This is a genomic window from Paractinoplanes tereljensis (assembly GCF_016862435.1).
Lineage (GTDB): Bacteria > Actinomycetota > Actinomycetes > Mycobacteriales > Micromonosporaceae > Actinoplanes > Actinoplanes tereljensis.
Window position 1 is genome coordinate 307903 of record NZ_BOMY01000033.1, and the last position, 22649, is coordinate 330551.

At 70.4% G+C, this 22649-nt stretch carries 22 protein-coding genes and 1 pseudogene; 13 read left to right on the forward strand and 10 right to left on the reverse strand.

The annotated features are described in order from the left end of the window. Positions 1-8: 8 nt before the first annotated feature. Positions 9-1523 (reverse strand): methyl-accepting chemotaxis protein, encoded by a 1515-nt coding sequence (locus Ate02nite_RS24205; protein WP_203809313.1) that lies wholly within the window; start codon positions 1521-1523, stop codon positions 9-11. A 144-nt stretch (positions 1524-1667) separates the two neighbouring features. Between Ate02nite_RS24205 and Ate02nite_RS24210 the strand changes: the two genes are divergently transcribed. The 4 genes from Ate02nite_RS24210 to Ate02nite_RS24225 all read left to right on the forward strand — a co-directional run bounded on the left by Ate02nite_RS24210 (position 1668) and on the right by Ate02nite_RS24225 (position 5794). Further along, on the forward strand, positions 1668-3548 hold the full coding sequence (locus Ate02nite_RS24210) for a propionyl-CoA synthetase (RefSeq protein ID WP_203809315.1): 1881 nt from the start codon (positions 1668-1670) through the stop codon (positions 3546-3548). A 7-nt stretch (positions 3549-3555) separates the two neighbouring features. After that, entirely contained in the window at positions 3556-4284 is a 729-nt protein-coding gene (locus tag Ate02nite_RS24215) for a PASTA domain-containing protein (protein ID WP_203809317.1), read from the forward strand. Between the two features lie 102 nt (positions 4285-4386). Next, entirely contained in the window at positions 4387-5055 is a 669-nt protein-coding gene (locus Ate02nite_RS24220; RefSeq protein ID WP_203809319.1) for an adenylate/guanylate cyclase domain-containing protein, read from the forward strand. Continuing rightward, positions 5018-5794 (forward strand): AfsR/SARP family transcriptional regulator, encoded by a 777-nt coding sequence (locus Ate02nite_RS24225; protein ID WP_203809321.1) that lies wholly within the window; start codon positions 5018-5020, stop codon positions 5792-5794. Before Ate02nite_RS24220 ends, Ate02nite_RS24225 begins: the two co-directional genes overlap by 38 nt. Positions 5795-5804: 10 nt before the next feature. On the opposite strand, the gene Ate02nite_RS24230 is transcribed toward Ate02nite_RS24225, so the two are convergent. Next, positions 5805-6215: a hypothetical protein gene (locus Ate02nite_RS24230; RefSeq protein ID WP_203809323.1), complete on the reverse strand. Its 411-nt coding sequence runs from the start codon at positions 6213-6215 to the stop codon at positions 5805-5807. 124 nt (positions 6216-6339) lie between these two features. Further along, positions 6340-8952: a CHAT domain-containing protein gene (locus tag Ate02nite_RS24235; protein ID WP_203809325.1), complete on the reverse strand. Its 2613-nt coding sequence runs from the start codon at positions 8950-8952 to the stop codon at positions 6340-6342. Between the two features lie 185 nt (positions 8953-9137). Here Ate02nite_RS24235 and Ate02nite_RS24240 point away from each other — a divergent pair, with 185 nt between their 5' ends. The 7 genes and pseudogenes from Ate02nite_RS24240 to Ate02nite_RS24270 all read left to right on the forward strand — a co-directional run bounded on the left by Ate02nite_RS24240 (position 9138) and on the right by Ate02nite_RS24270 (position 14148). After that, a complete protein-coding gene (locus tag Ate02nite_RS24240) occupies positions 9138-10340 on the forward strand; it encodes a S8 family peptidase (RefSeq protein WP_203809327.1) in 1203 nt (400 codons plus the stop codon). Further along, positions 10325-10984, forward strand: coding sequence for an RNA polymerase sigma factor (locus Ate02nite_RS24245; protein WP_239147643.1), 660 nt, complete (start codon positions 10325-10327; stop codon positions 10982-10984). The genes Ate02nite_RS24240 and Ate02nite_RS24245 overlap by 16 nt, the downstream gene beginning before the upstream one ends. Then, positions 10981-11454: a hypothetical protein gene (locus tag Ate02nite_RS24250; RefSeq protein ID WP_203809329.1), complete on the forward strand. Its 474-nt coding sequence runs from the start codon at positions 10981-10983 to the stop codon at positions 11452-11454. Before Ate02nite_RS24245 ends, Ate02nite_RS24250 begins: the two co-directional genes overlap by 4 nt. After that, a pseudogene (locus tag Ate02nite_RS24255) lies at positions 11450-12100 on the forward strand (alpha/beta fold hydrolase); the annotation flags it as partial. The gene Ate02nite_RS24250 and the pseudogene Ate02nite_RS24255, both read left to right, overlap by 5 nt. 72 nt (positions 12101-12172) lie before the next feature. Further along, complete coding sequence (locus tag Ate02nite_RS24260) at positions 12173-12922, forward strand: helix-turn-helix domain-containing protein (RefSeq protein ID WP_203809331.1); 750 nt, start codon at positions 12173-12175, stop codon at positions 12920-12922. Positions 12923-12929: 7 nt separating this feature from the next. Beyond that, the gene (locus Ate02nite_RS24265) at positions 12930-13475 is read left to right on the forward strand and encodes a GNAT family N-acetyltransferase (protein WP_203809333.1); all 546 of its coding nucleotides are present in this window, start codon (positions 12930-12932) and stop codon (positions 13473-13475) included. Further along, positions 13462-14148 (forward strand): class I SAM-dependent methyltransferase, encoded by a 687-nt coding sequence (locus Ate02nite_RS24270; protein ID WP_203809335.1) that lies wholly within the window; start codon positions 13462-13464, stop codon positions 14146-14148. Before Ate02nite_RS24265 ends, Ate02nite_RS24270 begins: the two co-directional genes overlap by 14 nt. Before the next feature lies 1 nt (position 14149). Here Ate02nite_RS24270 and Ate02nite_RS24275 read toward each other — a convergent pair whose 3' ends face one another. Continuing rightward, positions 14150-15805 carry a cation:proton antiporter gene (locus tag Ate02nite_RS24275; RefSeq protein ID WP_203809337.1) on the reverse strand — a complete coding sequence of 552 codons (1656 nt, stop codon included), beginning with the start codon at positions 15803-15805 and terminating at the stop codon, positions 14150-14152. Positions 15806-15925: 120 nt separating this feature from the next. Between Ate02nite_RS24275 and Ate02nite_RS24280 the strand changes: the two genes are divergently transcribed. Next, positions 15926-16792, forward strand: a complete 867-nt coding sequence (locus Ate02nite_RS24280) for a hypothetical protein (RefSeq protein WP_203809339.1) — start codon at positions 15926-15928, stop codon at positions 16790-16792. Here Ate02nite_RS24280 and Ate02nite_RS24285 read toward each other — a convergent pair. Then, a complete protein-coding gene (locus Ate02nite_RS24285; protein ID WP_203809340.1) occupies positions 16746-17120 on the reverse strand; it encodes a hypothetical protein in 375 nt (124 codons plus the stop codon). The genes Ate02nite_RS24280 and Ate02nite_RS24285 overlap by 47 nt on opposite strands. A gap of 1 nt (position 17121) precedes the next feature. Here Ate02nite_RS24285 and Ate02nite_RS24290 point away from each other — a divergent pair, with 1 nt between their 5' ends. Then, positions 17122-17274, forward strand: coding sequence for a hypothetical protein (locus Ate02nite_RS24290; protein ID WP_203809342.1), 153 nt, complete (start codon positions 17122-17124; stop codon positions 17272-17274). Between the two features lie 61 nt (positions 17275-17335). Here Ate02nite_RS24290 and Ate02nite_RS24295 read toward each other — a convergent pair whose 3' ends face one another. From Ate02nite_RS24295 to Ate02nite_RS24315, 5 genes are read right to left on the reverse strand one after another with little or no spacing between them, the layout of a single operon-like run. Beyond that, on the reverse strand, positions 17336-17845 hold the full coding sequence (locus Ate02nite_RS24295) for a hypothetical protein (RefSeq protein ID WP_203809344.1): 510 nt from the start codon (positions 17843-17845) through the stop codon (positions 17336-17338). Between the two features lie 22 nt (positions 17846-17867). Next, positions 17868-18575 (reverse strand): nucleotidyltransferase-like protein, encoded by a 708-nt coding sequence (locus tag Ate02nite_RS24300; RefSeq protein ID WP_203809346.1) that lies wholly within the window; start codon positions 18573-18575, stop codon positions 17868-17870. A 9-nt stretch (positions 18576-18584) separates the two neighbouring features. Further along, positions 18585-19952, reverse strand: coding sequence for a transaminase (locus Ate02nite_RS24305; protein WP_203809348.1), 1368 nt, complete (start codon positions 19950-19952; stop codon positions 18585-18587). 27 nt (positions 19953-19979) lie between these two features. Beyond that, the gene (locus Ate02nite_RS24310; RefSeq protein WP_203809350.1) at positions 19980-20927 is read right to left on the reverse strand and encodes a nucleoside hydrolase; all 948 of its coding nucleotides are present in this window, start codon (positions 20925-20927) and stop codon (positions 19980-19982) included. Continuing rightward, entirely contained in the window at positions 20861-22420 is a 1560-nt protein-coding gene (locus tag Ate02nite_RS24315; RefSeq protein ID WP_239147644.1) for an alkaline phosphatase family protein, read from the reverse strand. The genes Ate02nite_RS24310 and Ate02nite_RS24315 overlap by 67 nt, the downstream gene beginning before the upstream one ends. Between the last annotated feature and the right edge of the window lie 229 nt (positions 22421-22649).

A 22649-nucleotide genomic window follows, 5' to 3' on the forward strand; every position in this document is an offset into this window, starting at 1 on the left:
GCAGAGCGTCAGTGCTCGAAGGCGTGGGCCATGGTGGCCTGCTCTTCGAGCACTTCGCCGATCCGGGCCTGCACCGCGTCCAGCTGACCGATGGTCTCGCTGGTGGTGCGGATACCGCCGGCCACCGATTCGGCGCTGGCTTGCAGGGCGGCGATCTGCTCGGAGACCCGCTTGGTGGCCTCGGCGGTCTCCCGGGCCAGTTCCTTGACCTCGCCGGCGACGACCGCGAAGCCCTTGCCGATCTCGCCGGCCCGGGCCGCCTCGATGGTGGCGTTCAGGGCCAGCAGGTTGGTCTGGTCGGCGATCGAGGTGATCACCTTGATGACGTCGCCGATCGCGTTGGAGGCCTCGCCGAGCGCGGTCACGTCGCCGGTCATGTCGGAGGCGCGGCTGACCGCGTCGTCGGCGACCCGGGTGGCGTCGTTGGTGGCCTCGCGCAGCCGGGACACGGTGTCGAGCAGGTTGCGGGCGTTGACGGCGGAGATCTCGGCGCCGCGGACGATGTCCAGGCGCTGCGAGACCAGCTGCTGCACGTTGCGCAGCGCGTCCGCCCGCGAGTCGCTGAGGTCGATGAACTCGGTGGTGAAGAAGTCCATCGTGCCGACGATCCGGTCCATGCTGACGATCGGGAAACACACCCCGGAGCGGACCCCGGCGCGGGTGGCGGCCGGTGCGCGTACGCAGTCGGTCAGGTCTCCGATGTTGCGGACGAAGACCAGGTCCTTGGCCCGCCAGGCGCGGCCGGACAGGCCGACGCCCTCGGCGAAGGTGGCGGCCAGGGTCACCTTGCGGAACTCGTCGCCGGCCGAACCGGATTCGACCTTGAACTTGAGGACGTTCTCGCTGTCGTCGATCTCCCAGTACGAGCCGTAGGCCCAGCCGAACGCGGTGCGGACGGCGTCCAGGGCGGATTTCAACGCCCGGGACGAGTCATTGGTGTGGCCGAGGGCGCTGACCACGGTGGTGACGGCGAGCCGGTCGTCGGCGATCTGCCGGGTCAGGAACGAGGCGAGCGCGGCCTGCCGGGCCTGCTCGGCGACCCGCATGATCGCGCCCCACTTGCTGATCAGGGCGCTGTCCAGGGCGCTCGGGGTGCGGCCGTAGAGCTCCAGGACGGCGGTGACGGTGCCGCGCCGGACGATCGGCAGGGCGATGGCGGCGATCGCGCCACCGCGCATCGCGGCGGCCATCCGCGAGTCGTTGCCGGCGCTGTCGGCGTAGGCGGCCTCGCGGGTGCGGATCGCCTGCTGGACCAGGGCGGCCGCGCCGGCGGTGCCGGTCATCGAGCTGACGATGCGGCCCACTTCGTATTCGACGCGCGGCACACCGTTCTCGACAATCCAGGCCGCGCCGTACTCCATGTCGTAGAACTCGACGTAGGTGGACGCGAAGATTCGCCAGGTGCTGGCTTCGTCGGTGGCGCTCTCGAGGTTCGCCACGAACTCTTCCAGTGCCTCGATGTCACGGGGAACGTGCCGTGTCGCAACCGGCTGGTCCAGCGCCCGTTTTCCGAAGAGACCCATGATGTCAGGCTACGGAGTGATTTCCCAGTTTTGCCAGCTTATCGCCAGGTTGACCAGGCCGTTTCGGCGCAGATGCCGTACCGTTCGGCGCGCGTTCCGGCGTGGTCGGAGATCCGGCCGGGACGCGGGTGTTGACTGGGGCGCATGGGCGACTATCGGCGGGCGTACGAGCGGAGCGTGACTGATCCCGAGGGCTTCTGGCGGGATGCCTCCGGCCTGATCGACTGGGTGACACCACCCGGCCGGATCCTCGACGACAGTGCCGCCCCGCTGTACCGGTGGTTCCCCGGTGCCGAGCTCAACACCTGCCACAACGCCCTCGACCGGCACGTCGACGCGGGGCGCGGCGAGCAGCCCGCCCTGGTGCACGACAGTCCGGTGACGGGAGTGCTCACGACGTACACCTATCGGGGTCTGCGCGACGAAGTCGCTGTTTTTGCCGGCGCACTGCGCCGGTTGGGAGTCGCCCGGGGTGACCGGGTGGTGATCTACATGGCGATGATCCCGGAGACCGTGGTGGCGATGCTGGCCTGCGCCCGGCTCGGCGCGGTGCATTCGGTGGTGTTCGGCGGTTTCGGCGCGAAGGAACTCGCGGCCCGCATCGACGACGCCCGGCCGACCGTGGTGATCGCCGCGTCGTGCGGGGTCGAGGCCGGCCGGGTGGTGCCCTACCTGCCGATGCTCGACGCCGCCCTCGAGCTGGCGTCTCACCAGCCTGCACAGTGCGTGATCTTCCAGCGCCCGCAGCATCCCGGGCGTCTCCGGGAAGGGCGCGACGTCAGCTGGGGTGCGGCAATCGACGGCGCGGAACCGGCCGACTGCGTGCCGGTCGCGGCCACCGACCCGCTCTACATCCTCTACACCTCCGGGACGACCGGAAAACCGAAGGGCGTGGTCCGGGACAACGGCGGGCACGCGGTCGCGTTGCGCTGGTCGATGGAGAAGATCTTCAAGACCGGGCCCGGCGATTTCTTCTGGGCGGCGTCCGACGTCGGCTGGGTGGTGGGTCATTCCTACATCGTGTACGGGCCGTTGCTCACCGGCGCCACCACCGTCCTGTACGAGGGGAAACCGGTCGGCACCCCGGATGCCGGAGCGTTCTGGCGGGTCGCCGCCCAGCATCGGGTGACCACGATGTTCACCGCGCCCACCGCGATCCGGGCGATCAAGAAGGAGGATCCGTCCGGCCTTTTGCGGCGCGACCTGCCCGGCCTGCGACTGCTGTTCCTGGCCGGAGAAAGACTCGACCCGCAGACGTACGAATGGGCCGGCTCTCTGCTGGGTGTTCCGGTGATCGACAACTGGTGGCAGACCGAGACCGGCTGGCCGATCGCGGCCAGCCCGCGCGGCATCGAGGTGCTGCCGACCAAGCCAGGGTCCCCGTCGGTGCCGATGCCCGGTTACCGGGTCCGGGTGGTGTCGCCGTCCGGTTCCGATGCGGCCCCGGGCGAGGACGGCACGATCCTCCTGGAACTGCCGCTGCCGCCGGGCTGCCTGCCCACGCTGTGGGGCGACGACGCCCGCTACGTCAGTTCCTATCTGTCGGCCTATCCGGGCAACTACCTGACCGGTGACGGCGGGCGGTTCGACGCCGACGGCTACCTGTACGTGATGGGCCGCACCGACGACGTGATCAACGTGGCCGGGCACCGGCTGTCGACCGGCGCCATGGAGGAGGTCCTGGCCGGGCATCCGGCGGTGGCCGAATGCGCGGTGATCGGGGTGGCCGACCCGCTCAAGGGCCAGCTGCCACGCGGCTTCGTGGTGCTGAAGTCCGGCGCCCAGGTCGACCCGATCGGCCTGGAGGAAGAGCTGGTCGCGATGGTACGGGCGCAGATCGGCCCGGTGGCGTCGTTGCGCCGGGTGGACGTGGTCTCGGCGCTGCCGAAGACCCGCTCCGGCAAGATCCTGCGCCGCACCATGCGCGGTATCGCCGACGGCGCCGACGAGCCGGTGCCGTCCACCATCGAGGACCCGGCGGTGCTGGACCGGCTGCGTCCGGTGCTGTTGAGCCATCGAGGATAATGACTCGGTGGGCTTCCGAGATCTCTTTTCCCCCGGCCGCGAACGCGGTGCCGGCGACAAGATCCAGCGCGGCGTGCTGGTCATCGCGATCAGCATGCTGCTCGGCATGATCATCGTGGCGGTGCTGCTGTCGGTGAGCACCCGCGACGGCGGCGCCGGGGTCACCGCGTTCCTGCTGTTCGTGGCGGCGGCCGCGGTCGGCGCGGCGCTGGGCTTCATGTTCGGGCTGCCCCGGGCCCGCCTGGCCGAGAACTCGACGGCCAGCACCTTCTACCTGACCAACTCCAACCTGATCAAGGTCTCGGACTGGCTGACCACCATCGTCATCGGCCTGGGCCTGGTCAACCTGGGCAAGGCCGTCCCGGCGATGCGCTCGCTGGCGCACGCACTGCACGCGCCGCTGGGCGGCACCTCCTATGCCGGCGCGGTCGGCCTGTCCCTGCTGATCATCGGAGTGCTGGCCGGGTTCCTGCTCTACTACCTGTGGACCAGCATCCGGGTGCGGGAACTGCTGGAGGAGGCCGAGCGCCAGAACCAGCAGACCGTGCCGGAACTGCGCAACCAGACGCTGGGCGAGGCCCGCGAAACAGCCAGCCAGAGCAACGTGACCCTGCTGGTCCCGGACGACGCCCCCGACTCGTCCCTGGTCACCCGCCAGGCGGTGGCCCCGGGCACCTCGGTGCCGTCGGGCACCGCCGTCGCGGTGAGCACGGTCGAACCACCGGCCGTGAACTAATCTCCGTCCTTCGGTCAGACCTTCCGCCGGGGTGTATCAGCAGGCAGATCCTTGGACTCCCTCGCCTGTAACTCGGGGTGAGGGGGACCAATGCAAGGGTTGATGCTGACTCGCGACCGAACCGGACTGGAACGGCGGCACGTGGCCGTGCTCTTCGTTGACCTGAGCGGCTTTACCGCTCTGGTCGAATCGGCGCCGCCGGAGACGGTCTACGAGCGGGTGGCACCGGTGCTGGACGAACTCGCGCTGCTGGTCACCGAGTACGGGGGGATGATCCAGCAGGTCTTGGGCGACGGGTTCATGGCGGTCTTCGGCCTGGGCCCGGCGTCGGCCCGGACCGCGGCCGGCGAGGAGGTGGAACACGCGGTGCAAGCCGGCCTGATGGTGGTGCGCGTCGGCGGGAACGCGCCGTTGAGCCTGCCGGCGCACGTCGGTGTCGAGTGTGGCGAGGTGCTGGTCAGCCCGTCGTGGCAATCCGCGACATTCGGGGTGTGGGGACGGGCGGTGACGGTGGCGTCCCGGCTGTGCGACCTGGCCGGCCCGAACACGGTGTACGTGGGACCGCAGGCCGCCCGGTGCGGCGGGGAACGCATCCTCGACACCTGGGCGGACGGTTCCACCACGATCCTGCACGCGCGGCTGAAGGGCATGGCGCAGGAGATCGTCGTGCATGGCGCCACCTGGCCGCGCTCCCGATCTGTATCAGGTGGAGACGCGACGGGGTCTTCCCACTATGCATGGGATTCGGATACGGGCGTACCTGCTCGGTGATGTCCAGGTGATCGTCAACGGCCGGCTGGTCGAAACGCCCAGCCGGCACGGCCGGGACCTGGTCCTCTACCTGCTGCTGCACCGGGAGGCCGCGGTCCCGCGGGATGTACTCATCGACACCTTCTGGCCGCGGGCCCGGCCGGCCGCCGGGCGTAACCGGCTGCACGTGGTGCTGGCCGGGGCGCGTAAAACGCTGCGGGAGGCGTCGGCCGAGCCGGTGATCGAGCGGCGGGGCGAGGGATACCGGATCGCTCCCGCCGCCGAGGTGTGGACCGACGCCGACGAGTTCGAGCGGTGCTGCCGGGCCGGCCGGCGGGCGGACGGCGGCGGCGATGCCGCCGAGGCGTTGCGCCAGTACGAGGCGGCTGGGTTGTTGTTACGCGGGGAGTTTCTCGCCGACCGGCCGTACGCGGAATGGGCCGCGCCCCGGCGTGCGGCCTTACGTGCTGTCGCCCTCGAAGCGCAGAGCCGCCTGCTTCTGCTGCACACCGGGCGTGGCGAGCACGGCGCCGCGGCGGCCCTGGCCCGGCGGATCCTGTCCGAGGACCCGTGCAACGAGGGCGCCCACCGGGCGCTGATGCTGAGCTATGCGGTGACCGGCCTGCGCCATCTGGCCCTGCTGCACTATCAGGAGCTGGTCACCACGCTGTGGTCCGACCTGCGGGTACGGCCGGCCGCCGAGACGACCGACCTCTACGAACGGCTGCGCCGGCCGGGGCGGATGCCCCAGCCGGCGTGATTCATCGTGGTCAGCCACCAACGGTGAAGGTCGCGCTGAACGCGGTGGAGACGTCGGTGTTCACTCCCGCGGTCACCTTGTAGGTGCCGATCGCCTGGATGACGTCACCGGGGTCGGCGTTGGCGAGCGCGCCGAACGGTACCCGTAGACGCTCCCGCCGCGGCGTGTTGTTCTGCGGCGTGAGCGGCGCCGTCACACTGTTGAGGTCGATCCGGGCGGCGGAGCTGAGGTTGACGATCGACACCCGGATCGAGTGCTCCTTGACGTTCTCGTTCAGGTTCTCGCCGATCTCGACATCGGCGATGACGTCGAACGGCGTGGCCAGGTCCAGCACCTCGACGGTGAAGTCGGTGCCCTGGGCGGCGACGTAGAGCAGCTTGATGTCCGCGTCTTCGGCGTTCGCGGTCGTGGTAGTAGCCATCGTGCATTCCCCCTGATGGATCCGGTTCTGACGGAAGCAGCTGACCGGCCCGCACCTATTCGGCGCTTAATCCACGCATAGCCCGCCCGGCGAGCGCCGCGACGTAACCGCAGGCCACCGGGGTTCAGGCGCCGAGTGGGATGAAGGAGTCGGCGGTGATCCGGCGGGCGGGGTCGGGGCGGGCGGCCTGGCGGGCCAGCAGGTGCGCCTGGGAGAGGCCGGCTCCCTGCCGCAGGTGATGGTGCAGGTCGACCATGAGGGGCACGGTGCTGGGGTCGTCGACCCGGACCACGCTGGCCAGTACTCCGGCGGAGCCGAGCGAGATCAGGGCCGTGACGATGCCGAGCAGTTCGTCGGCTCCGGACGGCGCGCCCACCGCGGAGTCGCAACTCGACAACACGACGTGGTACGGGGCTCGGTGGAGCCTCTCCAGGTCGTAGACGGTCAGCGGGCCGTCGTCGAGCTCCAGGGCCGAGAACAGGGGGCTGTCGGCGCGAAAGGTTCCGTGCGCCGCGATGTGGACGAGCCCGGCACCGTCGGCCGCGCCGAGCACGCGTTCGACCGTGGCCTCGCCGTCGGTCAGCACGATGGCGTCCGGGTATCGCTGGGCCAGAGCGAGTACCTCGTCGGCACCGGTCGACAGGTTCGGGCCGCCGACCAGGACGACCCGCTCGCTCGCCGGGACGGTGGCCCGGGCCCGCACGTAGGTACTCGCGGAGGGGGCGACGGTGATGTCGCGGTCGCGGAGCGAGGGCAGCATCGCCCAGGGGATCGCGTGCAGCCGGCCGGTCGGGACGATGACCACCGGGTCGTGCTCGAGCACCGAGGTGCTCGAGCCGAGCAGGACCCGTTCCAAGCGGGCGCCGACCTGTTCCAGATCGGTGGTGCCCGTGAGGCTGGCGGCCCGCCGGAGCGAGAAGAGGGTGTGGGCCAGGGCCCGCTCGGCGGCGGCGGTGGGCCCGACCTCGACCAGTTCCGCTCGCCCGTGCCGGACGACCAGGCAGTACAACTGCTCGTCGAGGTCGATCAGCTCGATCAGTTGCACCTGGTCGAGGTCCCGGCCGATGGTGGACGCGCGACCGGTGAGCGGGCGGGGCTGGGCCACGGCCGAGGTGTGCAGCACCCGTCGCCGTACCGCGGCCTCCAGCCGCCGCCGCTCGGCCTGCGCCGCCGCCGGGATCTGTCCGGGTGCGGAGGCCGAGTCGAGCCGGCCGGCCAGGTGCCGCAGCGCCGTCAGGTCGGCGGCGAGGAGCGGGTCGGTCCGGCGGCGAGCGGGTGGCACGGCCAGCGCGACGGCTCGCCACCGTTCGCTCCAGCGCAGAACCTGCCAGGGGTCCGCCCGGCGAATGGCGTGTCGCAGCGCGAGGCTGGCGAGCTCGGCCCCGTGCGTGGTGGCCTGGGCCCGCAGTTCCGTTGCGCCCAGGGTCCCCAGGTACTGGTCGATCAACGCCAGCCCCCGGCGGCAGGCGACAAGCATGGTCCGGCTGTCGCGGTGCGAGAGTGCGAGGAGGGCGCGGGCATGCCAGCGCAGGACCTGTCGCTGGAGGTCGCCGCCGCGCCCGGCGGCGGGGGCGGCGAGGTGCCGGTGGGTCTCGGCGATCTGGCCGGCGTGCAGGGCGAGCTGCCCGGCCAGGAAATGGGCCTCGGCCGCGGGCAGCTGGGTCCGTTCCAGACGTCCGGCCAGCCGGCGGGCTCGCCGGAGCAGGTCGCCGGGTTGACTGCCGGCGGAGTGCCGGGCGGTCAGCAGCGCCAGTTCCGCGCGACCGGCCCACTGTGGCCGGGCCTGGCGGCGCAGCAGGCGCAACGCCTCGTCCGCCCGGCTCGTGGCCGTCTCGTAGTCACCGACAGCCAGTGCCGCGGTCGATGCCGCGGTCAGCAGCTCCGCCCGCCGGGTCGCTGATCCGCCCTGCCGGCGGCTGCGCTCGACGGCGGCCTCGATCTCCTCGGCCGCCTCCCGGGCCAGCCCGGCCGCCAGCAAGGCCGTGCACCTGGTCAGATGTAGTTCCGGCTCGAACACCTTGAGGTCGTCGACAATCTGCCGGGCATCGTCCAGCATCGCGAGCGCGGTCGGCAGATCGCCTCGGGCGAACGCTATGGCCGCGCGGGCCCGGCGCGTGTCGGCGTACTCCAGACGTTGTCCGATCCGGTGGAACAGCACCTCGGAGTGGGCGTAGTCGCGGTCCGCCCGGTCGATCGCGCCGCGGGCGAGCTGCGTGGTGGCGCGATGGTCGTACGCCCGGGCCTCCCAGACCGGATCGGTGCCGCGTAGCAGCATGACGGCTCGGTCGGCGTCGATCAGCGCCTCCGGGTAGCGGCCGATCGACCACAACACCCACACCCGGCGGATCAGCAGGCGCCCGATGGCGGCGCGGCCGAGGCCGTCGGCCAGGCCGGCCCGGATAACCGTGTCGAGTGTTCGCAAGCCATGCCGGGTTCGGCCGGCCATGACCAGGGCGACACCGAGGCTGGCCTGGATGTCGGCGGCTCGCGCCGGGTCGTCCGCGCGACGGGCCAGGCGCAGAGCGGTTCGCAAGTGTCGGATTGCTTCGTCGAGGTTGCCAAAATCGCGGTGGACGACTCCGATGGCCTGGTGGGCCACCGCCGCGCGGAGCGCGGACGGCCGGACGGCAAGCCAGGCCTCGGCCTGGGCCAGCGCCTCGTGCGGGCGGGCCAGCGCCATGGCGAGCAGTCGATCACTGTCAGCTATCAAAAAATCAGCCGTATCAGCGCCGGACATTCGCTGCTCCTATTCCTAGGTGCGTACGTTGCGGCCCGTACCCCGCCACGGCGGGGACGCTGACGGAGGTTCAGATGAGACGCTCGATGCCAGGGCTTGCCGCGGAGGTCGACCACATAGTGCGGTCGACCGGCGCTGCGGCCTTTCCCCCGCCCGTGCCGGGGTCAGGACGAAGCCCTCGGTTCATGTATCGCAAGCGCAGCATCCTCGTTCGGGAAGAGAACGTCGACGAGGTTTTGGAGGCGCTGCGGGCCCGCCGCCGCGATGTGGACGACAGTTCCCACGGCGCCGACGAGGAGCACCGGCGATCCCCGATCCGGGTGTTCCCCGGCCTGGCCCTGCTGACCCTGGACCGGGCCGACGGACCGGCCCCGGACGTGGTCCTGGCCTTGAACGAGCAGTTGGGTCATCGCATGACCGACCTGGACTACCTCGCGGTGCTCGCCAGTCACCCCTGTCCCGCATACGAGCCCCTTCCCGTCGTCAACGCCGAACCGGTTCCGCCGATCGCCGCGGGCGGGGATGCCTTCAGCGGCAGGGGTGTCGTGGTCAGCGTCGTCGACACCGGCCTCGCCCCAGACTATGCGCAGCACCCTTGGTTGTCGGGCGGCGTTTACGGCGATCCCGACAAGCTGATCAGCAACGGGAACATCGCGCATTACGGCGGGCACGGCACCTTCGTCGCGGGCACCCTGCGAGCGATCGCTCCACACGCCACTGTCTTCGTCGAAGGCTCGCTCTCCATCATCGCCGGCGGCCCCACCCTGGCCACGCACGGTGCCGCGTTCACGTCCGACCTGAGCCTGCAGATCTCCCAGGCGCTGAACCACCGGCCCGACGTCATGGTGCTGACCTTCGCGACCGAAACCATCGATCAGCGCAGCCCGCTGTGTTTCGACGAGCTCTACGAGACGCAGATTCAGCACATCAAAGGGCTCGCCTTCCTGGCGCCGGCCGCGAACGACGCCAGCCAGACGCCGGAGTTCCCGGCCGCCTGTTCCTGGGTGATCGGCGTCGGTGCCCTCACCGCCGACGGACAGCAGCGCGCCGACTTCAGCAACTACGGGCGGTGGGTCGACGTCTACGCCCAGGGGGAAGGCCTGGTCAACGCGCTGACTCAGGGGCACTACACCTACCTTGACCCACCCGGGGCGCAGGCGGACTTCACCGGGCTGGCGGAGTGGGGCGGCACCTGCTTCTCCACCCCGATCGTCGCCGGGTTGATCGCGGCCCGGGCCAGCGGCACCGACGAGAGCGGCCGGCAGGCGGCCCACACCCTGCTCGAGTTCGCGCGAGCACAGCGGATACCCGGCGTGGGGCCGGTGCTGTACCCGGATCAGGCTCGCTGCCACGTCCATGGGTGCGGCGACGAGTGCGAGGAGTGCTGACGGAAGGAGTCACCCTCATGGATCCAACTGCCCTCGGCACGGGCAACGCGTCCATCGGCAGTCTGGTGCGCGAGGCGCGGTGTGGTGATCACCATGCCTGGGATGAACTGGTACACCGATATTCCCCGTTGCTGACCGGTGTCTGCTTCCGGCTTCGGCTGTCCACCGCCGAGGCCGAGGATGTCGCGCAGGCCGTGTGGCTGCGTCTCGTCGAGCACATCGCCGAGATCCGTGAGCCGGACAGCCTGCCGTCGTGGCTGGCCACCACCGCCCGCCGGGAAGGATTTCGCCTGATGGCCGCACGGCGACGCACTGTTCCGCACGATCCGGCCGACACGAAACTGTTGAGCGACGCGACCCACGAGAACCCCGACGAACAACTGATCCGCAGCGAACGGCGAGACGCCCTGCTGGCGGGATTCGCCGAACTGCCGTTGAAGCAGCGGTTGCTTCTGCAACTGCTCGCGCACGACCCGCCGCTGACCTACGCCGACATCAGCGCCCGAACCGGTATCCCGATCGGAAGCATCGGCCCCACCCGGGCCCGCGCGTTGGAGCGGCTGCGGCGGACCGAGCCGATCCGCCGCCACCTGCCCGGGATCTCCCGCGGCCCAGTTCCGTCCACGACGAATGGTGATCGATGATGAACCACCCATGGCGAGACGACGACGCCCTGATGGCCGACCTGGCCGAGGCGATCCGCAGCGTTGACCCGCTCATCGACCGGGTGGCTGAGTTCGGCCGCGGCGCGTACAGCTGGCGGACCATCGACCACGAGCTGAACCGGGCATCACTCACCTTCGACTCGCTGCTCGCACCGGCCGCGGCGCACCGGACGAAGGGCAACGAACCCCGGACCCTGGTGTTCACCGCCGCGCCGCTGTCGGTGGAGCTCGAGATCCAGGACGACCGGGCCCTGGGCCAGATCGTCCCACCCGGACCGGGGCAGATCGTTCTCGACGACGTCGACGGCGAGTCGACCATCTTCACGGCCGACGAGCTCGGGTTCTTCATCATCCTGCCGGTCCCGGACAAGATCTGCCGCCTGCGCTGCGAGACCGGAACCGGCAGCATGGTCACGGACTGGATCAGGCTCTTCCCGCCGGCCGGCTGACGATGATCGGGGGCGACGACTTTCGTTCAAGACGTCCTACGGCGTACCGGCGCAGGCGAGCCGGGTGGCGGCGGTTCTGGACGAACTCGGTCTCCGGGGCGTCGCGATAGCCGGGCATTCCAGTGGTGGCTGGGCCGGCATCGCGCTCGCCGAACAGCGGCCCGACCTGGTCGGGTCGCTGACGCTGATCAGTGCCGGGCCCGGTCTCGATGCGGTTCGCCGGCCACCGCTGCTGCTGCGTGCGCTGATGGCGCCGCCGCTCGGTCCACTGGTGTGGCCACTGCGAACCGACGCGATGATGCAGCGGGGAATCAACTCGATGTGCGCCCGGCCGGTGACCATCCCGGGCGACGTGCTCGACGAGATGCGCGGCTTGAGTTACCGGAGAATGCGGGAGTTCATCCGGCAGAACACGAAATACCTCGCGGAGCGCAGCGCGCCCGAGCGACTGGCCGTCCTCGACGTTCCGGTACTCGTGATCTTCGGCGCCGCCGATCCCCGGTATGAGCCGTCGCTGGCGCACCGCTACGTGGAGGTGGCGGGTGCGCGCCTCGAACTGTTGCCCGATGTCGGGCACGTGCCGATCTTCGAAGCGCCTGAGCAGACGGCGAAGCTGTTGCTGGGGTTCGTCGCGCAGCGGACCTAAGCTCGTCGTGTGGTGATGGGCTGGGTGGATGTCGCGGTGCCTCGGCCGGCGGCTCGGCAACCGGGGATCAGCATGGCTGGATTCCGCCAGCGTCCGGGCACCCCGGTCACCGAGATCACGATGGTGGCGTACCCGTTGATCACCGTGTTCATCGACCTCAGCGAGAGCGGCCCGGGCGTGTGGACGGCCGAGGGACGCAGCGAACGTGGCAGTTTCGTTGCCGGGCTGCTGCCCGGCGGTCTGCGGACCACCTGCCACCAGGCCGAGTGCCTGCAGATTCGGCTGGACCCGGCGGCCGCGCCGGAACTGGCCGAGGTGAGCGGCACCTCGGCGACCCTGGCGCAGGTCTGGGGCCGGGACGCTGACCGGATCGAGGAGAGGCTGCGCGCCAACCCGTCCTGGGAGGAGCGGTTCACGATCGTGGCCGGCCTTCTCGGCCGGCGGCTGAGCGCGCACCGCCCGGTCGACCCGGAAGTCGCCCAGGTCTGGCGCCGGATCCGGGCCGGCCACGGGCAGCTCCGGGTGGAGACCTTGGCGGCCGAGGTCGGCTGGAGCCGCAAGCGGCTGTGGTCCCGTTTCCGGGCCCAGCTGGGCGTCAACCCCAAGCGTGTTGCCCGACTGGTGCGGTTCGATCGCGCCGCCCACCTGCTCGCCGCGGGCCACACCTCGGCCGGTGCCGCCGCCTTCGGTGGCTATGCGGATCAGGCCCACATGCACCGTGAGGTGCAGGAGTTCGCCGGCCTGACGCCCACCGCGCTGGCCGCCGCGCCGTGGCTTGCCGTCGACCCCGTCGCCTGGCCCGGGCAGGCGGTGCCTCGATAATCGGGGCATGGTGACTGTGGAGACGGAACGGCTGGTGCTTCGGGGCTGGCGGGACGAGGACCTGGAACCGCTCGCCGCCATGAACGCGGACCCGGAGGTCATGCGGTACATCATGGATGGCTCGGTGGCGTCCCGGGAGCGCAGTGCGAACGGGCTGCGGAAGATGGTCCGGGACTGGGAGGAGCGGGGGTTCGGGCTGTTCGCCGTGGAGGTGCGGGAGAGCGGCGAGATGATCGGGTGGGCCGGGCTCTCCGTGCCGGCCTTCCTGCCGGAGGTGCTGCCCGCCGTGGAGATCGGGTGGCGGCTGGCCCGGCACGCCTGGGGGCAGGGATATGCCACCGAGGCGGCGACGGCCGCGCTGGAGTTCGGGTTTGCCGAGTGCGGGCTGGAACGCGTGGTCAGCATTCGGCACCTGGACAACGTGCGGTCGGGGCGGGTGATGGCGAAGCTCGGGCTCACCCACCAGTTCGACACCGTCGTTCCGGGGCATGAGCAGCCGGTTGCCGTGTATGCGGTGGAACGGCGGGTAGTCTCGGCCGGTGTTCTCGGCTGACGGACCCACCCTTCGCGAACTGGCTGTGCAGGCGCTGTCCTCGGTCGAGGGCGGCTATGACCGGCTGGCACCGAAATTCGATCACACCCCATTCCGTACGCCGGACAGCATCCTCACCGCTACCGTCGACGCTCTCGCAGGTCACGGGCCGTTCCAAACGGGGCTCGACGTGTGCACCGGGACCGGGGCGGGGATGCGGGCGCTGCGGCCGCTGTGCGACGGGCTGATCACCGGGGTCGACTTCAGTGCCGGCATGATCGGCCGGGCGCGCGACACTCACCCGGATGCCACCTGGGTGCGGGCCGACGTACGCTCGCTGCCGTTTGTCACAGGTTTTGATCTTGCGGTTTCGTTCGGGGCTCTTGGGCATTTTCTGCCGGCGGAACGGCCCGGGCTGTTCGCGGGGGTCTATCGGGCGTTGCGGCCGGGTGGGCTGTTCGCGTTTCCGATCGGGGAGCCGGCGCCGGTCACCTCGGTCGCGCACTGGGCGCTGCTCGGCTTCGACACGGCCATGCGGGTGCGCAACGCGGTCTGGCGGCCGCCGTTCGTCATGTATTACCGCACCATGCGGATCGAACCCGTCCGGGACGAGCTGGCCGCGGCCGGCTTCACCGTGACCGACGTCGACCTGCCCGCGGTCAACCGCTGCCGGCTCGTCCTGGCCAGAAAGTAGCTCACCCGTCGGTGAACTTGCCGCGCATCTCCAGGGCGATCTGCGACGCGTCCAGGTTGGCCAGGGCGTTGGCCAGCAGGTCGGCGTCGAAGGTGCCGTGGTCGCGGGCGTCCAGCAGCACCTTCCGCTGCTCGGCCAGGATCGCCAGCCGGTACTCCTTCGCGGCCCGGAAGCCCTCGGCGGTCGCTACCGGCGGTGGCTGCGAGAAGCCCTCGCCGCTGGTCCGCATCAGCTCCATGATCCGGTTCCATTCGGCGTGCGCCTCGGCCTCGGCCGACGCCGGATCGGGCTGCGGGGTGATCCGGCGCAGCAGCGGGCCGATCGTGCCGCCCTGCACGACCAGCGACATCACCGCCACCGCGTAGGCGATCAGCACCAGCATCGAACGCTGCGGGGTGTCCTCGGGCAGGGTCTGCGCGGCGGCCACGGTGACCGCGCCGCGCATGCCGGCCCACACCACCGCGACGCCCTCGCGCCAGCCGAGCGGCTCGCGGACGAAGTAGTCGATGTTGGCGAGGCCCTGCCGGATGCGACTGGTGAAGTAGTTGAGTTCGCGTTCCGACGCCTTCCGCTTGCGCCGGTTCATCTGGGCGAACGTCTCCTGTTTGCCCTCCGGCGTACTCATCCGGTCCTGCATTTCCTGCAGGTGTTGCTGCATGGTCACGCCGTGTCGGGCCCGGCGGACGAGGATCACCAGCAACGGCACCACGTAGGCCGCCCGGACCAGGACGGTAAGGGCAAAGGCGCAGGCCGCGATGAGTACGGCGGTGGCCACCCCGGAATGGTCGCGCTCGACGCTGGTCACGATCTGCTTGATCTGTACGCCCATGGTCAGGAACACCGCGCCCTCGAGGACCAGCTCGACGGTGCGCCAGTTCTGCGAGTCGGACAGCCGGTTCTGCGCGGACAGCTCGCGGGGCGCCCGGATCCCGGTGACCAGCCCGGCGACGACCGCCGCGACCAGCCCGGACGCGCCGAGCAGACCGGCCGGGACCGAGGCGAGGAACGGCACCGCGAACGAGATGACGGTGTTGACGGTCGGGTCGGTGACGCGCTGGCGGACCGCGAGGTTGAGCCAGCCGACGAACCCGCCGACGACCAGGGCCACCGCCATCGAGTACCCGAACGACCCGAGCGCACCCCAGAACGAGAACACCGCCGCGGTCGCCACCCGCAGCATGACCAGCGCGGTCGCGTCGTTGAGCAGGCTCTCCCCGTCGAGCAGCGCCACCACCCGCTTGGACACCGACATCTGCTTGACGATCGAGGTGGCCACCGCGTCGGTCGGGCTGACGATGGCGCCGAGGGCCACCCCCCAGGCAAACCCGATGTCCGGTACGACGAGCATGAAGAACACCCCGAGCAGGAGCGCGCTGCCGACCACCAGCAGCACCGACAGTCCGCTGATCGCCCCGAACTCGCGCCGGAAGTTCATCGCCGGCATCGACACCGCCGACGAGTAGAGCAGCGGCGGCAGGACCCCTTCGAGGATCCACTCGGGCTCGATGTCGACCGTCCCGAAGACCGGCAGGAAGCTCGCCGCGACCCCGATCACGACCAGCACGAGCGGCGCCGCCACCCCCAGCCGTGGCCCGGCCTCCTTGGCCCCGGCGATCACCACCAACGCGGCCACGATCACCACGAGCAGCTCGGTCACGTCTCCAGCCTGGCAGCAAGCCCCACGCGCTGTATCGAAATCTTCGCTTACCGTGAAACACTCCAGCCCATGGCGTGGGTAGCGCGGCATCGGCGGGTTCTGTTCGCGGTGTGCGGCGCGTTGATCGCGGCCGTTCTCGGGGCCGCGGTTCAGGAGTTGGTCGATTCCAAACTCCGGATGGCGGCGGCCGCCGCACTGGGCGTTTGCCTCCTGGTCGTCACCATGCTGGCCGGGCTGGCCGCGATCGTCGAAAGCCGGCTGCAGGCCGATCGGGACATCGTCGACACGATCAGAGGCGAGATTGCCCGGTCTCAAGCGCTGGCCGACGGCACCGACGCCCGGATCACCTCACTCGGCCACGAGATGGCCGCGATGGTGGGTAGCATCGGCATGAAGGTCGACACAATGCTGCTGAGCGAGCTGAACTCCGTGAAGACCATCGAGGGCGACCGCACCGTTCAGCTCATGTTGAGCACGAAAGAGGAGTTGCGCATCCTCGACCTGCTTCTGGAGGACGGGCAGTGGCCCGACGACGCGATGGACCAGTCGTACCAGAGCAGTGCCTTCGATGTTTTTCGCGAACTCCTGGAGCAGTCGGAGTCGCCGATCTCCTACAAGCGGATCATTCAGGTCGCCGAGCCTGCGTCGTCGCTGAGCCGCGCCCGCACACCCAGCCTGGTGAAGCATTGCCACGACATCATCGACCTGCGCCAGAGGCGTGGAAGCAGGGTGTCGCTGCGCGTGACGCGACACCGGTTTCCGTTCAAGTTCATCATCATCGACCAGTCGGCGATCGTGTTGCAGTTGCAGGAGTACGGCGGCGATCCCAGCGACCTGCGGAGCTGGGGCGAGGTGCTCATCACCGACCCGGGCGGTCAGTTGGTCGCCGTGTTCCGTGGGATCTGGGAGGAGCTCGTGGAGGACCCGTCCACCCGCATCGTCACTCTTGCCGACCTGCCGAAACCCGGCGGTTCCGTAGCAGGATGACCGCGCTCATGCTCAGGCCGAGGACGGCCAGGTAGGCGGCGAACGCGTAGCGCGACAGCGACCAGGTGGTGATGGTGGCCAGGGTGATCAGGGCGCTGAACGTGAGGCAGCCGAAGTTGAGCCAGGACTCGCTGGCCGGGTTGCGCCAGGCCTTCCGGAAGGTCGGCACGGAGGCCAGGGCGTCGGCCGCGATCGCCAGCAGCACCGCGTAGGAGGCGCGCTGGGTCACGGCCCAGGCAACGAGGCCGGCCACCGACAGCGCCCCGCAGAACAGGTCGAAGGCCGACACGCCCCACGCGCCCTGCCGGCGCACCAGCAGGACCACCACGATGGCGAGGGGGCTGGTGCCGGTGGCGAGGGTGATCAGCGACTGCGGGCCGATGTCGTCGCTGAGCTGGGCGAAGAACGCGACGAACGGGGCCAGTGCCCACAGCGCCCAGGTGACCAGGTGCGGCTGGATCTGCCGGCGGCCGAGCCGGTAGAGGTAGGAACCGGCGCCGAGGACGTTGAACGCCAGCGCGAGGAAGACGAAGCCGGCCGGGATTACGGTGCCGCGGCGAAGCGCCCCTGGTCGAGGGCTGCTCGCATGGTCGCCACGCAGCGGTCCCGGGCGCGGTCCACCCGCGTACGGTCGTAGTGCTCCTCGAGGTTCATCTCCGCGTCGGTGGTGCGCAGCGGCTTCTGCCAGGCCGCCTTCATCTGCTCGCCGACCTCGGCCTTGGCCTCGTTGGTCAGCCGCCGGTAGGCGGCCGCGACGGCCGGCGCCTCGATGTCCAGCAGGGCCTGGTGGAAGGCGAGCCGCGAGTAGATCCGGCTGACCTCTTCGGTGAGCTCGTGGCGGCCGTCCTCCGTGCCGGGCCGCCGGCGGATGCGATAGGGCATCTCGGCGTACTCCTCGACGACGCTCAGCGCCTCACCGAAGGCCCGGGCCCGGCGTTCCCGGCGGGCGGTGCGCCGGTTCAGGCCGTAGGTGAGCAGCGCGACGAGGGCGGCGCCGAGGATCGCGATGACCGGTGCGAGCACCGCGGTCGTCTGCGCGGCCGTCCACGTCATGCTGCGGTTACCGTCCCGGGGTTCAGAGCTGGCGGAGAACGTCGACGATTCTCGCAGCCTCGCCGGCGTCCCATTGATCGGGGCCGCTGCCGAAGAGCCGGTTGATGCCGTTCTGGCAGGGCAGCGCGGCGAACCCGCCTGGATCTTCGTGCTGGAACCGGTGCAGCCAGGCCAGCGCGTCGCCGGGCGTGGCCGTCCGGTAGACCTCGTCGGGGACGTTGTAGAGGAGGCATTCGAGCAGGTAGGACGGGGCTTCGGGGAGGACCGGGAGGCGCCGGCGTTTGGTCTCCCGGACGACCTGCTTGAACCGGCCGCCGGTGCGCCGGTCCTTGTCGTCGCCGTTGCGGCGGTGCTGCTTCGGGAAGTTGACGATCGGGCGGCCCTCCTGGTCGAGGAAGAAGACGCCCTCCTGGTGCTGCGTGGCGACCAGGATGTCGACCATCTCCCCGAACTGCGAGCCGGGGTCGTCGACGTTGACGCAGCGGCGGCCCATCCGCACGGTGTACGACTCGGCCAGGGTGGCCACCACGTCGTCGCGGAATTCCGCCCAGCCGTAGTCGGCGGTCGGCGCCTCGAGCATCAGGACGAGGTCGATGTCGCTGGCCGGGTCGAGGTAGGTGTTGTTGACCCGCGAGCCCTGACCGAAGATCTCGTACGGCCGGTTGTCGAGCAGCGGGGACCGGTGCAACGCCGTGCGCAGCACGTTCTCGGCCGCCGCTAATTTCTGCACGTGTCAATACTAGGCATGCAGCTCCGCGAGGGCGGCGCCGAAGATTTCGTGATGGCGGTGCACGTCGGCGAGGGTGGTCTCCGGGGACATCAGGGCCATGTTGTGGAACGGGGTCAGCAGGATGCCCCGGTTGGCCAGGTAGACGTGCAGGAAGTCCTCCAGCTCGGCGTCGGCCGACGCGGCCGACTCGGTGCCGTTGCGCGGGGCCGGGCTGGCGAACCGGTATTCGACCCGGGCGCCGAGCTGGGCGACCGACCACGGCAGGGCGTACCCGTCGATCAGCTTCTGCACACCGTCGGCGAACGCCGTCGCGGTCGCCAGCATCCCCTCGAAGGCGGCCGGGGTCAGCACCTGCTCCAGGGTGGCCCGGGCGGCGGCCATCGAGACCGGGTTGCCGGCCAGCGTGCCGCCCACCCCGCCCATGTCGACCAGGTCCAGGTCGGCCCGGCCGGTCAGCGCGTCGGCGAGCGCGGCCGACAGGCCGTACGCCCCGATCGGGATGCCGCCCGCGATGGCCTTGCCGATGGTCAGCACGTCCGGTTCGAGGCCCCACGCGGCGGTGGCGCCGCCGGGCCCGGCCGAGAACGTGTGGGTCTCGTCGTTGATCAGGTAGGTGCCGTAGCGACGGGTCAGCTCCCGGACGCCGGTCAGGTAGCCGGGCTCGGGCAGGACGATGCCGATGTTGGTCAGCGCCGGTTCCATCAGCACGGCGGCCACGTCACCGTGCGCCAGCTCGCGTTCCAGGCCGGCCAGGTCGTTGAACTCGGCGACCCGGCTGGTCCCGGTCACGTCGGTAGGTGCGCCGACGTTGCCCTCGCGGGAGACGCCGTGGCCGTCGGGGCCGACGACGATCAGCGACTCGTCCACCGAGCCGTGGTAGCAGTAGCTGTTCACCAGGATCTTCGGTCGGCCGGAAACCGCCCGCAGCAGGCGGATCGCCCACCGGTTGGCGTCGGTCGCGGTCAGCGCGAAACTCCAGTACGGCAGGCCGAAGCGGCCGGCCAGCTCGGCGCCGACAATGGCCGCGTCCTCGGTCGGCAGCATCGTGGTGGCCCCGCCCAGGGTGCCGAGCCGCCGGGTGACCGCCTCGACCACCGGCGCGGGGGAGTGGCCGGCCATCGCGCCGGTGTCGCCCAGGCAGAAGTCGATGTACTCGTGGCCGTCGATGTCGGTGAGCCGGGCGCCGCGGGCCCGGTCGACGTAGACCGGGAAACCGGCGGCGTTCTTGTTCATCCAGGTCATCGGGACCCGGCCGAACAGGTGGTCGGCCCGGCCGTAGGCGGCCGCCGAACGGGGGTGGCGCTCGGTGTAGGTCGCCCGCTCGCGCGCGGCGAGGGAGGCGAGGCGAGCGCGATCAACTCCGGAATCCGTCGGCATGGCGCGACGCTACCAATGATCAGGTCGTCACGGGAGGGGTCGGCTGCGGAATCCGAGGATCCGGTCGAGGATGACCGGTGCTCCGGGTTCGCTGAGCGCCAGCACTACCCGTACCGAAGAGGCAGCGGAAGGATCCTCGCGGACCGCGCCCTCCAGATCGACCCGCAGCGGCAGCTGCGGGGCGTCCGAGGGCGTCAGCGCACCCACCGCGACGGCCGCGGCCAGCGGATCATGCAGCGGAATCTCCCGTACGCCGAGCCGCGGCTCGTAGGACTCGAAATAGACCGGCAGCATGTCGGCCAGGGTCTCGTGCAGCGGGGTGCCGCCGGCCCGCAGTGCCGCCTGGTCGGCCACGGTCCAGCGGTGCCGCATGGTCACGTCCAGCGGGACCAGGGTGACCGGCCACGGCGCGGCCAGCACGGTCGCCGCCGACTGCGGGTCGTCGCGGAAGTTGGCCTCGGCGCGCGGGGTGACGTTGCCGGGCGTGCGCACGGCTCCGCCCATCACGGTGACCGAAGCGACATCCAGATCGGGCACTTTCGCCAGGTTGGTGCAGGGGCCGGTGGCGACGACGTGGATCTCGCCGGGATTGTCGCGGACCAGATCCCGGAGGAGGGCCACCGACGTGCGCGGGTCAGGTTCGCCGCCGGCGGGCAGAGCCACGCCGCCGACCCCGTTCCCGCCGTGCACGCCGACGGCCCCGCCGCGGTAGGCGCCCTCGCCGACCGCGACGGGAATTCCGGAAATGCCGGCCAGGTCGAGGAGACCCAGCGTGTTCCGCGCCGCCTGTACCGCCGACGTGTTGCCGTTGACCGTCCCGATGCCGAGAAGCTCGACATCGGGCGAGCCGAGGAGGAACGCCAGGGCCAGCGCGTCGTCGACCCCGGTGTCGCAGTCCAGGTAGACCTTCAGGACGCCGCCGCCTTCGGCCCGAACGCCGTGAAGAACTTGTCCCGGAACGCGCTCATCGGCCACACCGGCGTGTCCCCCTGCGGTCGCAGGCCGTCCACCCACTGCCAATCGGTGATCCTCTCCAGGACCGCCTTGTCCTTGGTCACGATCGAGATCGGCACGTCGTGGCTGGCTCCCGCCCCGGAGGCGATCGGCGACGGCTGGTGGTCGCCGAGGAAGACCAGCACGAGGTTGTCGTCCCCGTACTTGGTAACCCAGTTCACCAGGGACGTCACCGAGTAGACCACCGACTTGCCGTATTCCGGCCGGACGTCGCGCGGATTGGCCCACAGCGCCTTCGGCTTCTTGCCGTCGGCGACCATCGAGGCGTAGATGGTGCCGTCCCCGATCGAGTCCCAGTCGTCGATGTAGCTGGGGATCGGCGCCCACGGGGTGTGGCTGGACACCAGCGGCATCTCCACCATCAGCGGCGCCCGGCCGGCCTTCTTGTACTCGATCGTGTTGAACTGCTTCAGCGTGTACTGGTCGGGCATCGGCGCCCAGGAGAACTTCGGGCCCTGATAGCCGAGATTGCGCGAGTCCCAGACCGTGTCGTACCCGTAGAACTTGCCCTCCGGCCAGGCCCGGGTGGCGCCCGGCATGATGCTCACCGTGCGGGCCCCGGCGTTCTTGAACGCCTTGGTCAGGGTGAGCCGGTTGCTGGAGACCAGGTTGCGGTACCGCTGCTCGTTGTTGATCCAGACGCCGGACTCGAACGTCGAGTGGGCCAGCCAGCTGCCGCCGCCGAAGGTCGGCGAGGTGAGCCAGCCGGACTCCGCGCCGAAGCCGGCCGCGGCCAGTTGCTTGGTGCCGGCGTCCAGCACCGGGTCGACAAGCGGGGCCAGGGCCGGGTGCTCGACGGCGCTGCGCCCGTAGCTCTCCACGAAGGTGAAGATGACGTCCTTGCCCTTGAGGGCGGTGAGCATCTGGTCGGCCGGCACGTTCGCGTACGCGTCGCTCTTGATCTCTTTCATGAAGTTGGCCGAGTCGGCGAAGCCGGCCTTGGCCTGGTGGGCGCGGTCCCAGGCGTAGGTGGCGCTGCTGCGCGCGGCGATCGGCACCGAGCCGGTGAACGACGCGCCGAGCGCGAAGGTGGCCGCCCAGGCCACCGCCATGCCGCCGGCCGCGTACAGCGAGCGGCGCGGGTAGGCGCCGATCAGCCGGCCGATCCGCAGCGTCGCCCAGGTGGTCAGCGCCATGATCCCGGCGACCAGCAGCACGATGGCGGCGACCGCGCCGAGCGCGGCGATCCGGCCGTAGGAATCGACCACGAAGCTGTACGCGTCGTCGAACAGCACCCAGTCCAGCACCGGGTCGAACGGCCGGTTCAGCTCCGAGAAGAAGCCCATGTCCAGGCACTTCTCGATGACCAGCCAGCCGAGCAGGACACCGACGACGATGCCGACCACCCGGCGGGCCTTGGCCGGGACCAGGAGCAGGGCGATCAGGAACGCGCCCTCGACCGGGATGCGGAGCAGACCGATCGGGGTGAGCCGGGACAGGATGTTCGGAAACACCAACGCGACAAAAAGCAACAAACCCGCCAGTACGGTCAATGTTCGGTTGGCCGCCGGGCGGGAAAACAGGGCGAAGAAGCTACGAATCCGGGAGCGTGTGGGGAGTGGGGCATCGGGCTGCACGTCTTGGGGAACGGATCAAGGACGGCTGCGGTTCAGCGTCGCCGGAAAGTCACTCCAGGGCCATAAGACCCTACGGAAGCGGTTCCGAGACCACGTAGGTTTTTCG